The sequence below is a fragment of the Microbulbifer sp. THAF38 genome, assembly GCF_009363535.1.
Taxonomy (GTDB): Bacteria; Pseudomonadota; Gammaproteobacteria; order Pseudomonadales; family Cellvibrionaceae; genus Microbulbifer.
Window position 1 is genome coordinate 2,472,827 of the sequence record NZ_CP045369.1, and the last position, 14,899, is coordinate 2,487,725.

The following is a 14,899-nucleotide window of genomic DNA, read 5'->3' on the forward strand; positions in this document are numbered from 1 at the left end:
TTTTTAAGATTGCATTGAGTGCTTGGGAGTGTGAAAACGGTACAACTTGGTAAAACCAACCACTGGAAAACCACCACTAAAGCTCCTCAAGCCTATCTACAGCAGCCCTTTAAGCAATCATGGAAGCACTGTTTTAAAACGGGCATCTCAAAAACAGACAAATAACAAGACTCAAAATAAAACGGGCACCTCCCTATACCCAAACCATCACAGCTTCCACTCAAGAAACTGCAACCCATAAATAGAAAAAACTTGACTCATCAAAAAATTCTTCTCAGAAAGTTATCAATCACTAACATTACCAACAGTTCAAGCTACAAATCGGCGGACAAAAAGCCACCCTGTTATTAGGCGGTTTTATTTGATTATTTTTTGCGCCCAATCATCCCTAGGTTACAAATAGCGACAAACAATCAATCGGTGAGAAAAAAACACACGAAATTTTTCAAATTTTATACAATATTGCTACAAAACGACCGTACTTGTTGCGCCAAACGCTGAGGCGCAGTTATGATTGAGATCAACAAGCATAAAAAATAAAAGAAATATTTTTGTTTTTAGAATCAGGAAGAACCAAAAACAAGATGTTTAGCTGAAAAAACGTCAATAACAACAAAAACACCAACCCCGACAGTTTTTATAGGGAGAGCAAGATGTCCCTCAGAGAAATGTATATCGACTCAAATTTCCTACCTAAATTTGGCCGCTTCGAGCAGGAAGAAAACTTCGAATTTCTCACATCCAAACTGGATACAACCTTCCTGAATAACAGAACTATTGTTATTGCAAACGGCAAAGGGATACGGGTCTTTGACCAAAAAAGTATCAATCAATCAAACCTGAATGGTTGGGTCTGTCGCTTTACAGCGAGCACAAAACTCCCTAACGGCATTAAAATTACCGAGCACACCTCTGGTCAATATTTTATTTCCCCTGAAAGAAACATGACTACTGAGCGCTTTATAGAACTCCTCAAGGAAATGTCTCTCAGCGCAATAACATTATTTAAGCATTCTGATAAAGCAGTTTAAACCCAAATACAAGTGGACATCACTCTGCCACCCTCGATGGGACAAAGTTATATTTAGTATCACATAGCATTTTTTAAATAACATACACCCAATAAGGAGCATTTCTCATTCAACTTAAAGGTGCTCGGCAATAGATTTCTTTTTGTAAAACATCAAAGCAAGTATAACCACATAATTATAAAAATTTTGGTGCACCCAAACACCAATAAGAATTTACTGCCCGCATTAAATATTAACACTAAAAAAACATAAAAAGCTGTATATCCCTCTATCTACAAGAAAGGAGAATAGAAATGCCCAACCTTGTCCGCAGCCGCAACAATGCAACTAGCTGCAACGATATGTTAGGTGATCTAAGCGCTGCCCTTGGCGTCACCCAAGCAAATATGCGCTGTATTGGTGTAATGATACAGGCAGGGAAAACACTAACTTCATTTAGCAATATTAAGAAGACTATAGGCGGCGGGCACGTTTCACCATTTGTAGTGAATGCCAACGGACTGCAAAGCTGGGATGAGATCTGTGGTAACAGCTGGCAGGTCTGGGCACAAAATTCTGCCTCCGGCGAAACGCACGGCACTGTCAATAATGTTATGTTTTATCCAAGTTCAGCAAATGATGTCACTATTTACGTGCACCCCGCCTCTGATACTGAAGTTGCAACTGTTGTCAACAGAGCCCAACAGCTATTAAATTCCACCAGCCTCGTCTACAACCATAATCCAACTCTGACATCCAACTTCCCAACCTCCGGGGACTGCGTTACCAAGAGCGCATGGGTAATGGGAGCCTTTTCTTATTCAAAGCCCATGCAGGGCGCAGTCACTCCCTGGGGGCAGGCCGTTATCTATGAAGCCTACACGTCTCCGGTCAACTTTATGAGTAAATGGGTTAAGATCAAAAACAAAGGTTGTAAGCTTGGAGTGATGAACTGATTTCTTCCCACGAGATAAATCCTCTATCAGGAAACCTACAGCTGTAGCCCGGCGGAGAATTTAATGAGTCTATTTTTCTTTTGCCGGGTTGCTATCGACCACATCGAGCGGGAATTATTCGATGCTATAGTTAGTTCAGACGATATCATCCCCCTAGCAACCAATACTAGAGAAGCATCTGATGGTTTACCTATTTATGCAGGCTTCAGTGAAGGATTTTGATAAATGGCAAAAAGTTCTTACAGATTTCATGCCAATATTGAACCAGATGGGCGGTACAAACACATCAGTGTATCAAGAGGTGGGTAATCCTAGTAATTTAACTGTTATCCACGAATTCACCTCCAAGGAGAAAGCTGAAGCTTTCGTTAATAGCGTTGAGCTACATGAGTCTCGCAAAGAGGCTGAAGTCATTGGCACTCCTAAGATTTGGTATACAAATAAGCTATAAAAAGACTATTTTCATATAGCAAAAGGCCTTCAGATAAAGGCCTCCTACTTGATAAGATTACGCCGATCAATTCATTAGCAGAGAATACATCAGATCAAACTATACCTTAATTGCCTTATTCAAACTCACGAAATATTAAGGCATCTTCCATTGGTCCTGATAAAGCCACCTTAGACCTTTTGCCAAGCCAATAGGAAAGGTTGAATAGTGATCAGCTCCACTTACCACCTCATCATTGAGGTACATACCCTGATATTTTCGCGAACGCAAAAGCTCAACAAACTTCCTGTGGCCTTCCACCATGGTATGATTCATTCCAGAGCCTTCTTTAGTTTCCAAGGCGCCAGTTGCAAGGTAGATATTTGCAATTAATGACTTATGCCCTTTCGAATACTCTTCTTCAATATCAAAAATTATCTCATTTTTATACCAAAGCGATGGGCTTGTCAGGATATAACTGGAGAAAAGCTCAGGCTTGTTTAACAATACCCAGGCTCCAAAAGAGCCGCCTAAAGATTGACCAGCCAAGATTCTTCTTTTGGGGTTAACACGATAATTTTCCTCAACAAACGGAATTACCTCACTCTCGATAAATCTCAGGTACTCCGGAGCACCACCTGTTTTATAGCGCTTCCAGCTATCATCAGGCACAGGGGTAAGATCCCGCACTCGACTAAACTGCCCTTTCTCCCCTTTTGCAAAAGAGATACCGATCACAATCGCCTTATTCATGCTTTTCAAGTGTGTTACACCTGAGGCAACTTTGAATGTATAGGGGCCATCATTTAGATATAAAGATGGGTAGCTTTTTCTATTTTGAGCTTTATCGTAATAGCCAGCAGGAGTCTTAATATATATTTCATATTCTCGCCCTAAGATTTTTGAATGAATTGTAAAAACCTCAGAGTTCTCTAGATCAAAAGGCCCAGACTTTTGAACAACAAGCTGTTCTGCCAATATTGAAGCAGAATACAGAGAAAACACCAATACAAAAAAAATCAATCTATACATAATCCACCCTTGTATAACGTACTTTGACCCGAAAAAACTTTGATTCAATTGATTTGTAAATAGATACTTCTGCGAAAGCAGAAGTTATCCCAAAATCTTTAGAAGAAACTATCAATGTTTTTACTATTTCTTTAAGGCTAAAATTTATATAATGACCGTTGCGATCATTATCCACAATAACCTACTAACTATCTCTATGACTAAAAACCCGACCATTGCAACAGCTTAAATAAAACGCACAAAAATTTTCATTCTTTATGTTTCTTGTAAACCTTTATAGCTTCATCTACCGTCTCAATGAATTCATAATAACGCTCTAAACTTTCTCCTGACAAACGACTGGCAGCAGGGAGGTCCAACCTAAGTGGATCAACTGCCTTACCATTCTTATGAATTTCATAATGCAAATGCCGGCCTTTAACCCTACCCGTAGCCCCTAAATAACCAATCACCTGCCCTTGCTCCACTTTCACACCAGTCTTGATACCCTTGGCATAGCCTTTCAGATGCGCATAAATAGTTTGCACTCCCGATTTGTGGCCAATACGAATGTAATTGCCAAAGCTACCAAAGTAAGAGGCTCTTTCTATAGTGCCATCTCCAGCAGCAAGTATCGGCGTACCTGATGGAGCGCCAAAGTCCAGGCCATTATGCATTCTTGTATAGCCCAATACTGGATGTTTACGCCTACCATAATATGATGACAGGCGCGCATTCTTTAGTGGAGTCTTTATAAGAAAACTTCTGGAGTTTTTCCCTCTGGGATCCAAGTAATCAACCATTCCAGTCTCATTATCTTCATAGCGATATAGGGATACTGGATCATTTTTTAAAGCAACTTTCGCAAAATGTATTTCATGGAAAACTTCATCACCTTCCACATCATCTCGCAAAGTACTATAAAACACAGAGAAACGATCACCTGAATGAATCTCACGTTGAAAATCTATCTCGTAACTTAAAATTTCATTGAGCTTTGACAGAGTACCATTATTCAGGCCAAGCCGTAGACCAGACGTATATAAACTTCCTACAATCTCACCTTCAACATAATACTTTTTTAGAGTAGTTGGATTTTTATTCTTAACAACAATAAATTTTTGATCAGACCTCTTGACTTCAAGCTTCTCGGCAAATGCCCGTTTCACACCAATACTTTGAAATCTTAATTGCTCATCAAAAGTCAATTGAAATACCTTTCCAGCTGGTATTGCATTGACATTAAAGTGCTCGGAAAAAATTTTTACAACCGCATAAGCATCCTTATTGCTAATCGAGTTTTCGATTAGCAAGGACAGTAAACCTTGATTTTTAGCAAGAGATACCGACTTTATTCGCTCACCGTTCTCAACGGCAAGGACACCGTAATCCATATTGGATTGTCCAATTTGAGCATTACCTTTCATTAAATTTGATTGATCTGCTTTTACTGAATAAAGTATTGATAGAACATCGCCATTGAGCTGAAAGATACCTCCTTCCTGCTCTAAGGACTTTGCCTGCAATACCGCTGGGCAGAGCATTATTAATAATAGAACAGAAGCAAATTGAAGAATTAAATTGCCATAAAAAGCTAACAACTCCCTTGGAAAAATATGATCAATTAGATACCTTGCCATTGATCAACCGAACCACAGTGTAAGCAAGTGTTCTGGATCAACTCTTTCACCCCGCTCAATTAACTCAAAGTGCAAATGAGGGCCAGTCACATTTCCTGTGACACCGACTGTTCCAATCTTCTGTCCAGCTTTTACTGTTTGACCAACGCTCACTTCCCGCGAGTCTAAATGTGAGTAAAGTGTCTGAGCATTATCCCCATGATCAACAATAACAATCTTTCCGTAATTTCTATGTTTATAGTGATCAGTTGAAACAACAACGATTCCATCAGCAGCAGATACTATTGCTGTACCCAGGGGAGCGGCAAAATCTGTACCTAGGTGAGGTTTCTTTCTAAATTTCTCCAAACCTCCAAATTGACTACTGATACGTGCACCTTCAATAGGCGCCATCCAGATCTCTTTTTTAGAGCTAGCGATTGAGAAACTAGATTTTATAAGAATACCAATAAGAATTAGCAATATAGTAAAACTCACAAGTACCCCCCTAAAGATTCCAGAAGTAAAGCTGTTAGGCTTAGAATCTTCTTGAGCAATTTCCCTGATATTCACCAATCTTTTCTTAAAAAAAGTTAATTGGTTTGCCTCTTCAAATACTGAAAAGGCAGCAACACCCTAACAGCTGGCTTGCCCAGAGCACTGTTGTAATGTCCGCAGCATTGCCTGGGCATAAACTCTTCCATTCCCAACCTCTGAGGATTTCAATACTTGTCGATCGCAGCTAAGTTCAATAGCCCATAACAATTGCCCTTTAGCCCACCTAACAAAAGGAATGAACCATAAGAAACACACCAAAACATGAGCCACCATGATTAATAATGGATCTCGCCGTCTTATATGAGTTAATTCATGCTCTACAATCAATTGTCGTTCCTTGGCATCCATCGACAACAAATAACTAGGTAGAACAAGATTCAAGTTAAGTAAGCCGAAAACGAATGGAGAGCACTTAGCTTTTGTAATACTCAGTTTTACATTCTTTTTAGATAAGTAATCAAGCTGCTGATAAGTTAGTAGGCCACCTACAACTTGCGATTCAAATTCAACCTCCTTAACTATACCTAGTACGCTAACCAATCGGTTATGCCTTCGAAATATCAGTATCAGGCTCAACAATACCCCACTAACATAAAACACCCCCCAGCCACCAGCTAGAATTTCTAGGTAATTAAAGGTTAGTGTTTTGTCCACCAGCTGAGCGCCACCACTTATTGTTTGACCAAAAGCTGCATCCGGTGGAGTAAGATCATATTTAAATTCAGGCACTAAGCCTATTGAGGAAAGATCTAATAATTGCGCAAGAAAAAATGGTAAGCTAATCACACATAAAACACACAACCAAAAGCTACGCCAACCAGAAACACCCCAAGATTTAAGACTAGACTGTGCGGTTATAGTTCTTACACCAATATAAATGAAGCATGCCCAAATTACAGAAAATATGGATGTAACAAAAAGATTCGGCGCAAAGAATGACAACGAGGATAATAATTCCTGCATATAATCTCACTGCCTCCCCGACTCAATCTACATCAGGCCAGGTGTTCAACATTTCTTGTAGCTCTTCCAGGTCCTGATCACTCATTAATTTGCTGTTTGCAAACATAGCTATAGGGAGTGGACCATCCAGCTCAAGAACCCGTGAGGCGAAGTCTGTGGCATATTGCGCAAGTGTTTCGACTTTATCTAGGGCTGCCTTATAGACTTGAATACCATGTACTTCAGACTGAATTACAAAGGACTTGTCTCGCATTCTATCCAATGTTTTCCTAGTGGATGAATAGGACCAGCAGAGTTCGGATTTCACCTTTTCATGCAATTCTCTTGCACTTAGCGGACTCTGCTTCCAGAGCGCCTTTAGCAAGGTAAGCTCTGAGGGGGAAGGTTTAGATTCTTTCATTTACTTTCTTCTCGTGACTTTATGGGCACCCTCACTACACTGGGGGCAAGTGTGCGACACCTGTCGCACAGGGTCAAGCACAAAATTGCAAAGCATCTCCAAGCGACTAACTGTAACTATGCTAAAAAGAATAGGGCGTAGAGTGGGACAACTATCTGTCGAGCACCCTGAAAAAAAGAGATGTGAGACGGCCTGGTTAATTTTCAACCATCTATCTTTCCTCCAGTTCGATGGTGTTCTGAGTTCTGTTTCATTTTTTTACCATTATTGAAAAAGAGTCTTGTTCATTGCTATGAACTTTCGCGGAACCAGACCCACCTCCGCTGCATCCGTTTAAACAAAAAACAAAACATGAAAGCCCACTTAAAAAAATGTTTTGGTTAGTATTTATATTCCCTATCCGACATCCCTGGAATAATTGAGTCAGTTCTTGATACGGTAAGATTTATTAAACCCACTATCATTTACCACAACATGGCATCAGATGAAGTTTAGTTATTTATACTTACAAGCAATAGTGGCCAAACAGGAAAACATTCGCAATTTCTTATTTCAATATTTGTTGGTACTTCCGATCAAAATTGGGCAAAATTTCATCAGAATGGGCGTATTTTATTGATAGAAATGACCAACCTATGAATAGATTATGGTTGGTAGAATATCGCTCGATGCAATAATAAATCATTAAGGAAATGACACCATTGTAACTTTTTCTTGTAAAAAGTTCTTTCCAAAGTAGCACAGTATTTTCTTATAACGCTATCCAGTGGAGCGTAGTAAGTATGGAGAATTATAGAACTCTCCATACTTACTACGAGCTGAAAGAAAAGAATGCCCCCACATGCTATACCCCTTACTGTAAGCCAGTAAGCAGCATCCATGCTTGATACAATCACAATTTCATCCCTTTCACCTTTTAACTAAATACGTTTACTACTAAGCAACCATTCCCTCCATTTGAGACTGCTCCCCTTCCTCATCCTCCTGAGCCTCAGTAAACCCAAAGTCCTCCAAGATCCCATAGAGCGCCGGCAGCACCAAAAGAATCAACACGGTTGAGCTACTGATGCCGAAGACAATACTGGTTACCAGTGGTACCAACACCTGGGCTTGCAGACTTGTTTCAAACAGTAGAGGCAAAAGTCCTGCGACAGTTGTGAGCGAAGTCAAGATAATTGCGCGGAAGCGATCGCGGCTGGCTTGGCTAGCGGCACTATGAACATCCATACCTTCGCGTACGCGCCGCTTCACAAACTCCACCAGCAAGATGGAGTCATTTACTACAATACCTGCTAGGGAGACAAAGCCCATCATGCTGGGCATGGACATATTCTGCCCCATAATCAGGTGCCCCCAGATAACGCCAATCAGCGCTAGCGGAATGGCAACCAACACTATCAAGGGCTCTACATAGCTGCGGAATTGCAAAGACAATAACAGGTAAATGCCAATAGCACCGATTAACAGAGCGCGGCCGATGGATTCACCGGTGACCATACTGTTCTTTATCTCCCCCTCCATATCCACGCGCAGCTCAGGGAACTCTTTCATTAACTCAGCCAGAAACTTTTCCTGGGTATCTTCAAGTACTTGCCCTGCGTTAGCTTTCTCTGTGAAGACATCGGCGAAAACACTCACGACCCGCTCACCATCTATCCGCTGAATCCGCGCATAGTCGCGGTTCATTTCAACATCGGCAATGGCAATCAAGGGGACACGTTGCTTGGTCACAGGGTGGATAATTACAAGTTCATCGAAGCGGCTCAGGGCTCCGCGGGAATCCGCATCCATGCGCACTTGGATTTCATAGGTTTCTCCCTGGTATTGGATCTCATCAATTTCCATTCCTTGATAAGCGGCGCGCAACTGGTTGGCGACATTGCTGGCATCCAGGCCGGAAGCGTAGGCACCTTCACGCATTTTTAAGGTTAACTGCGGTTTTCCTGGGCGTAGATCATCCACCACATTCACTACACCGTCGTATCCTCGCAGCCAATTTTGCAGACGGATAGAAACCGCTTTCAGCTGGTCCAGCTCTAGCCCAGTAAGGCGCAAGTGGATTGCACGACCTGCGGGACCGAGGACGGGCTCTTTGTAAAGAATGGCGATCGCTCCGGGTATTTCACCGGCAGCCTCTCGCCAAGCGTGACGCAATGTATCCATACTGGTATTGCGCCCTTCGGCTGCCAGTAAATCAACATTGATCGTTGCCACATGGGGGCCAGTTTCAAAGGCGTCACCATTAACCCCAAAAGTAACACTGGTGTGATTGACGAGAGGGGCTCTTTCCTTTTCAGAAAGTTCTGCAGCAACCCGATCAAGTGCATCCAGCTGTTTATCAACCAGTTTTTCCATATCCTGCAGGGATGTACCCTGGGGCATTAGAATGCGAGCTTGTAACAGATCGCCCTCTAAAGTGGGGAATCCCTGAAATTTCACGATCCCCGCTGGCAACAAACTTACGGTCATGAAGAAAAGACCGAGCACACCACCAACAAAGGCGTAGCGATATTTAACAGCCCAATCGGCCGCGCGCCCTACACTTTCACGCCAGTTTTCAAAGCGTTTTGCAAAAGCCTGCTTCCAGGCGGGCTTACGGCTTTTATGCTCAAGCGCATGGCGCAGGTGTGCCGGCAGAATCAAGAAGGCTTCTATCAAGCTGACGATCAACACTGAAATCAGGACAATCGGCAGAACTTTAAGCACCTGCCCCATATCACCCTTAATAAAAATCAGCCCACCAAACACCATCACAGTGGTAGCGAAGGAAGACAGGACTCCGCGGGCAACGCGCTTGGTACCATTTACTACCGCCTCTAACGGAGAACCGCCCTCACGGTGTTCACTAGCAATACTTTCCGAAAGCACTATGGCATCGTCCATCAAAATGCCGATAGCAATGAGTAAACCCACCAAACTAATCATATTGATGGATACACCCATGGCGGTGATCAAGGCAAAGGAGCCGAGAAAGGACACCGGAAGCCCCATCACCACCCAGAATACATAGCGACCACCAAAGAAAAGGTACAGTGCCAAAGCTACCAGGATCAGGCCCTGCCAGGCATTAGAAATGATCATTTGCAGTCGATCAGCAACAATGGAAGCGCTATCCTGGGTAAGGGTCAGTTTTATACCCTCGGGCAGCTTTTCATTTTCACGATCGACAAAAGCACGCACAGCTTCCAGCACGCGCAGACTGTCATCCACACTATTCTTTTCAACATTGAGAAGCGCTGCGCGATGGCCATCGAAAGTAATCTTATCTTCCGCCAACTCGAAGCCATCATAAATTTTTGCGATATCGCCAAGGCGTACTTCGGCACCGTCCTCGCCTTTAATAACGACGAGATTTTCCAGTTCTTCTACGGTGCGACGCTCTTCGGTAAAACGCAGCTGGTATTCCCGATCTGGAGTGGACACTTTACCGGCAGGCATATCAATGGCCTGTTGATCGATAATATTGGCCAGTTCCATCACGCTGAGCCCATATTGACGCAGGTTGTAATCAGATATTTCGATCTGCAGCTGATGATCAGAGAAACCCGATATGCGCACTATGGGGATAGCAGGATCACGCAATAATTCGCGACGGTAGTGCTCTGCCAATTGGTTCAGTTGCGGCAACGGCAAATTAGCACTGATAGCAATACTGACAACACCCTGTGTCCGCCCCGTCTCTTTGACGATTGGGCGCTCGCTCTCTGCGGGCAGAGAATCAATGCTATCTACTGCGGATTCCACATCGGCAACAAACTGGTTCATATCTCCAGTTTCCTGCATCTTCAGTGTCATTAACCCGAGATTATCCTTAGCCTCACACAAGCGCTCATCAACAAAACTGATGCCATCGGTGGCCTCTTCCAGGGGAAGACAGATGCTGTCTTCCACCTCTGCAGCTGCGGCACCGGCGTAAGGAACGGAGACCTGCACTTCGAATTTATCGATCTCCGGCATGGTTTCACGCTTCATACTGGGCAGGACAAACAGCCCACTCAGCATCAGTGCGACCATTAATAGATTGGCCGCTGTGGGATGGGCGGCAAAAAAACGAATCACTGCTGCGTCCCTCCAGTATTCACGAATACGGCCTGTTGACTTCCAGACACCGATACCGCCATGCCGTCAATAGCCGGGATCACATCGGTAACAATAACCTGCTCACCGGGATTCAAACCTTCACGAATCACCGTGGTATCACCCTGGTGGTAATCTACCTGCACCGAACGCAGGCGCAATTGGCCATCTTCTACGAGATATACCCTTCCCTCGTGCAGGGCACGACGGGGAATGGCCAGTGCCGAAGCGGCGGGGGCGAATAACTCCACGCGGGAATACATACCACGAAATAGCGGCGGTTTATTGCCGGCAAGGGCTTCGCCATACGGATCATCTACAGCAACAACAACGGAAAGCGTGCGGCTGGTGCTATCCAGGGTGCCGCCCAAGCGCACCACCCGGCCCTGCCACTCATTGTTTCCAGGGCCTCCGACCAGGGTGATTCGAGCCTCCAAGCCCACCAGCATTTTGGGCAGATCCTCTGGGGTCGGTACACGATCATTGCTTGGCCTGAGATTGCGCAACAGTGGTGCCACATGAACCATGGGGAGTTCCGCTGCAATTTCCACCTGGTCCAGGCCACTAGCATCGAACAAGCGCGCATTGCCAGCCACGTATTGATTCTCCTCTACATAGACGTCACCAATGCGCGCATCGAAAGGTAAAATTACCTGGGTGCGTTCCAGGTTGTATTTACTATCACGCACTTGAGCCTCAGCGCGCGCGATCTGGGCCTCGATTACCTTGCGGCGTGTCGGAAACAAGGAGAGTTGGCTAGTTTGGTTTTGCACTTCCTGGCGCAGGCGCAACACATTTTGCTCTTCAACATCCACACTGGAACGGGAAACCGTGCCCTTAGCTACCAGTTTTTGTTTTCGTTCCAGCTCCTTTTCACCCAGCTTCAGCGTGCGTTCGGCAATTTCCAGAGAGCGCTGGCTGTTGGCCTCTTCCACTTTGAGTTCCTGCAGATTTGCCCGATTGGCTGCCAAATCGCTCTCAGCCTTGGCCAAGGCCAACTGGTAGCTGGTGTCATCAATTTTCAAGACCAAGGTGCCAGCAGGAATCATATTGCCGCGTTCAAGTTCCGGCGCTGTGTAGACAACTCGGCCACTCACTTCGGCATTCGCCTCAAGAAAAGTGCTGGGTTTCACTTCACCATAAGCAACGGCTCGCGCACGTAACGGTAGCTCTTGAACCTTTACCGCATGTACCGGGGTAACCAGCGTATCCTGCACATCGTGTATGGGTGGGTTCTTGCTCATGACCAATGCCATGGAAATTAAAACCCCCACGGCTACCAGAGTGGGAAGCGCCAGGCGGCGATTCATCAGTTTCTTTAGCTGGACCTTATTCATCACCACCAATCTCCAAATGTTCGACTATTACTCGGCTGCAGAGTTATTGGCCACTCCATGGAGCAGCAGCTTTACTGTGTGATCAATCCACTTTTCGCTGTTTTCCTCATCCAACATAAAAGCGAAAATTTCTTTAAAGGGGTCCCCAGCAATAAACGGAAAAGCGATCAGACTGATAAATGAAATAGGCATCAGGTTGACATCTAGATCTGGGCGCAGATGACCGGCACATTGAAGCACATGCAAAAGTTCGCGCAGCTTTGGGCCCAGTGCAGAAGCCAGTCTATCGGTAAACAATTCGCGCATTCGTCCGGGTTTGGAGGCCACCTCCCCCACAATCAAACGGGGTATCCAAGGTTCGCGGATATAAAGGCGAATAATACGGGCCATCGCTTCCTTCAATGTCTCTAAAGTGGGCTCTTTTACTTCCAGGCTCATATTGAGGAATGCCGGGCCGAACTGCATAAACTGGCCGCGGATAACCTCGATAATCAGCCCCTCTTTACCGTCAAAGTGATAGCTGATCATGGCAGAATTTACTCCAGCACCCTGAGCAATTTCTCGAATAGAGATATCGCGAAACGGCTTCTCTCGAAGCAGCCTATGGGCGGATTGCATCAGGGCCTCACGCACCTCTTTCTCGCGCTCCGGGTCCCTTGGCCGCCCGCGGCCACGGGTAGGTGTGGTTTTCGTCAACTTCATATCCCACTTAATTAATCGTGTGATTAATTAAATAGTAGTGCTTAAAGGAAAACAAGATAGAAAAGGGACTTAAAAGTCAAAACTGATTGGTACACCCCGGTGACAACCTATAAACGCCCAGTTAACGACTAACCAGTCAAAACCTAGAGCCTCTCTTAATGTCGACTGAAAACTGGGGATACCCTGCTCAACATCATATGGGTGGCGGGAGAGCTTTTATGGCTGACTGTTGCGTTAAGGGAAAATCACCACGCAGTGGCAAATCTGAACTTCGGATGAGAAACAAAAAAAGGCCCGTTAGGGGCCTTTATCGAAAGAAGAGGCTCAACAGAAATCACTTGGTCAATGCCTGTTGAGCTTCCCACTCACTACAGGGATTTAAATCTGGCCGTAAAGTGTCGCAACACTGGTGGCTCGTATTCAAAACTGAGCCCCTTCAATTCGTGTGCTCGGTTCTGCAATTCTATGATCGCATCGGCAATATAATCCATATGATCATTGGTATAGACACGCCGTGGAATCGTCAAGCGCATTAACTCCAGATCCGCCTTCTTCTGCTCACCGGATTCAGGATCACGCCCCAGCAATAAAGAACCAATCTCCACCGCTCGGATACCCGCCTCCAAGTACAGTGCATTAGTTAAAACTTGTGCAGGGAACTGCTCCGGTGGGATATGCGGCAGGATCTTAGCCGCATCCACAAATACCGCATGGCCACCTGTCGGATACTGGATAGGCACCCCACCCTCGCGCAAGCGCTCACCCAAATAAGCCACCTGACTGATGCGGTAATGCAAGAAATTCTCATCGGCTGCCTCATAAAGACCTCGCGCCAATGCCTCCATATCTCGCCCCGCCATGCCCCCATAAGTGACGAAGCCCTCCATAGGCACACAACGGGTTCGTACCGCCTGGAAAAGCTCCTCGTGATCACGGATACAACAGAGGCCACCAATGTTCACCATGGGATCTTTCTTGGCAGACATGGTCAGCATATCGCCGTATTGATACATCTCGCGAATAATCTCCAGGATCGACTTATCCTGATATCCCTCTTCGCGCTGCTTGATAAAGTAGGCATTTTCACAGTAGCGCGCAGAGTCTATCACCACTGGGATATCGTATTTCGTGGCTATCTCATACACAGCGCGCATATTCGCCATGGAAACCGGCTGACCGCCAGAGCTGTTGCAAGTTATCGTGGTGATAATTGCACAAATATTATTCGCCCCGTGCTCCTCAATGGTCTCGACCAGCCTCTCTAAATCGAAATTACCTTTCCAGTCATAAGCCGTTAAGGTATCAAAGGCTCGCTTGTCCAACACATTAACCGCCTTGCCGCCATTCAACTCAATATGGCCCGCGGTGGTATCGAAGTGATAGTTGGAGATAAAGACCGGCGTGGTACCGCCACGCACCTGGCGCATACGTTCAATCAGGGCGGGAAACAGGATCTGTTCAGCACCACGACCCTGGTGGGCGGGAACGGTTAATTTGTATCCAAAAAAGTGCTCGACCGCTTGACACAAATTGTAATAGTTGCGGCTACCTGCGTAAGACTCATCCCCCAACATCAAACCGGCCCACTGGTTATCGCTCATGGCCCCAGTGCCGGAATCAGTTAGCAGATCGATATAGACATCATCGCTACGCAGCAAGAAAGGGTTTAAACCAGCTTCCGCCAAAGCCTTTTCTCTGTCGGCCAGAGTGGTCATTTTGATCGGCTCAACCATCTTGATGCGGAATGGCTCAGGAATACGCTTCATCATTATTTTCCTTATCAATCCTGACAGCGGGAACTGAAATTTTGAATTCAGTCACACTGCATGCTGTTTT

Annotated in this window: 13 protein-coding genes; 4 read left to right on the forward strand and 9 right to left on the reverse strand. The window is 45.0% G+C overall.

Features of this window, described 5'->3' with window-relative positions; genetic code table 11:
• Window positions 1–653: 653 nt before the first annotated feature.
• The 4 genes from FIU95_RS10470 (at window position 654) to FIU95_RS10480 (ending at window position 2,417) form a co-directional block, all read left to right on the forward strand.
• Entirely contained in the window at window positions 654–1,031 is a 378-nt protein-coding gene (locus tag FIU95_RS10470; protein WP_152453719.1) for a hypothetical protein, read from the forward strand.
• 293 nt (window positions 1,032–1,324) lie between these two features.
• Window positions 1,325–1,966 carry a hypothetical protein gene (locus tag FIU95_RS10475; protein WP_152453720.1) on the forward strand — a complete coding sequence of 214 codons (642 nt, stop codon included), beginning with the start codon at window positions 1,325–1,327 and terminating at the stop codon, window positions 1,964–1,966.
• Window positions 1,967–2,029: 63 nt separating this feature from the next.
• Entirely contained in the window at window positions 2,030–2,188 is a 159-nt protein-coding gene (locus FIU95_RS21135; RefSeq protein ID WP_172975376.1) for a hypothetical protein, read from the forward strand.
• Window positions 2,175–2,417 carry a cyclase gene (locus FIU95_RS10480; protein ID WP_172975377.1) on the forward strand — a complete coding sequence of 81 codons (243 nt, stop codon included), beginning with the start codon at window positions 2,175–2,177 and terminating at the stop codon, window positions 2,415–2,417. Before FIU95_RS21135 ends, FIU95_RS10480 begins: the two co-directional genes overlap by 14 nt.
• Window positions 2,418–2,552: 135 nt before the next feature.
• Here the strand turns inward: FIU95_RS10480 and FIU95_RS10485 are convergent, their stop codons facing one another.
• The 9 genes from FIU95_RS10485 to FIU95_RS10525 all read right to left on the reverse strand — a co-directional run bounded on the left by FIU95_RS10485 (window position 2,553) and on the right by FIU95_RS10525 (window position 14,832).
• Window positions 2,553–3,428, reverse strand: a complete 876-nt coding sequence (locus FIU95_RS10485; RefSeq protein WP_152453722.1) for an alpha/beta hydrolase — start codon at window positions 3,426–3,428, stop codon at window positions 2,553–2,555.
• Between the two features lie 248 nt (window positions 3,429–3,676).
• Window positions 3,677–5,047: a M23 family metallopeptidase gene (locus FIU95_RS10490; protein ID WP_216646233.1), complete on the reverse strand. Its 1,371-nt coding sequence runs from the start codon at window positions 5,045–5,047 to the stop codon at window positions 3,677–3,679.
• 3 nt (window positions 5,048–5,050) lie between these two features.
• Complete coding sequence (locus FIU95_RS10495) at window positions 5,051–5,599, reverse strand: M23 family metallopeptidase (protein WP_152453723.1); 549 nt, start codon at window positions 5,597–5,599, stop codon at window positions 5,051–5,053.
• A 63-nt stretch (window positions 5,600–5,662) separates the two neighbouring features.
• Window positions 5,663–6,547, reverse strand: coding sequence for a M56 family metallopeptidase (locus FIU95_RS10500; protein ID WP_152453724.1), 885 nt, complete (start codon window positions 6,545–6,547; stop codon window positions 5,663–5,665).
• Between the two features lie 22 nt (window positions 6,548–6,569).
• The gene (locus tag FIU95_RS10505) at window positions 6,570–6,947 is read right to left on the reverse strand and encodes a BlaI/MecI/CopY family transcriptional regulator (protein ID WP_152453725.1); all 378 of its coding nucleotides are present in this window, start codon (window positions 6,945–6,947) and stop codon (window positions 6,570–6,572) included.
• 936 nt (window positions 6,948–7,883) lie between these two features.
• Complete coding sequence (locus tag FIU95_RS10510) at window positions 7,884–11,006, reverse strand: efflux RND transporter permease subunit (RefSeq protein ID WP_152453726.1); 3,123 nt, start codon at window positions 11,004–11,006, stop codon at window positions 7,884–7,886.
• Window positions 11,003–12,361 carry an efflux RND transporter periplasmic adaptor subunit gene (locus FIU95_RS10515; RefSeq protein WP_253869105.1) on the reverse strand — a complete coding sequence of 453 codons (1,359 nt, stop codon included), beginning with the start codon at window positions 12,359–12,361 and terminating at the stop codon, window positions 11,003–11,005. Before FIU95_RS10515 ends, FIU95_RS10510 begins: the two co-directional genes overlap by 4 nt.
• A gap of 27 nt (window positions 12,362–12,388) precedes the next feature.
• Window positions 12,389–13,063 carry a TetR/AcrR family transcriptional regulator gene (locus FIU95_RS10520; RefSeq protein WP_152453728.1) on the reverse strand — a complete coding sequence of 225 codons (675 nt, stop codon included), beginning with the start codon at window positions 13,061–13,063 and terminating at the stop codon, window positions 12,389–12,391.
• Between the two features lie 368 nt (window positions 13,064–13,431).
• Window positions 13,432–14,832 (reverse strand): tryptophanase, encoded by a 1,401-nt coding sequence (locus tag FIU95_RS10525; protein WP_253868559.1) that lies wholly within the window; start codon window positions 14,830–14,832, stop codon window positions 13,432–13,434.
• Between the last annotated feature and the right edge of the window lie 67 nt (window positions 14,833–14,899).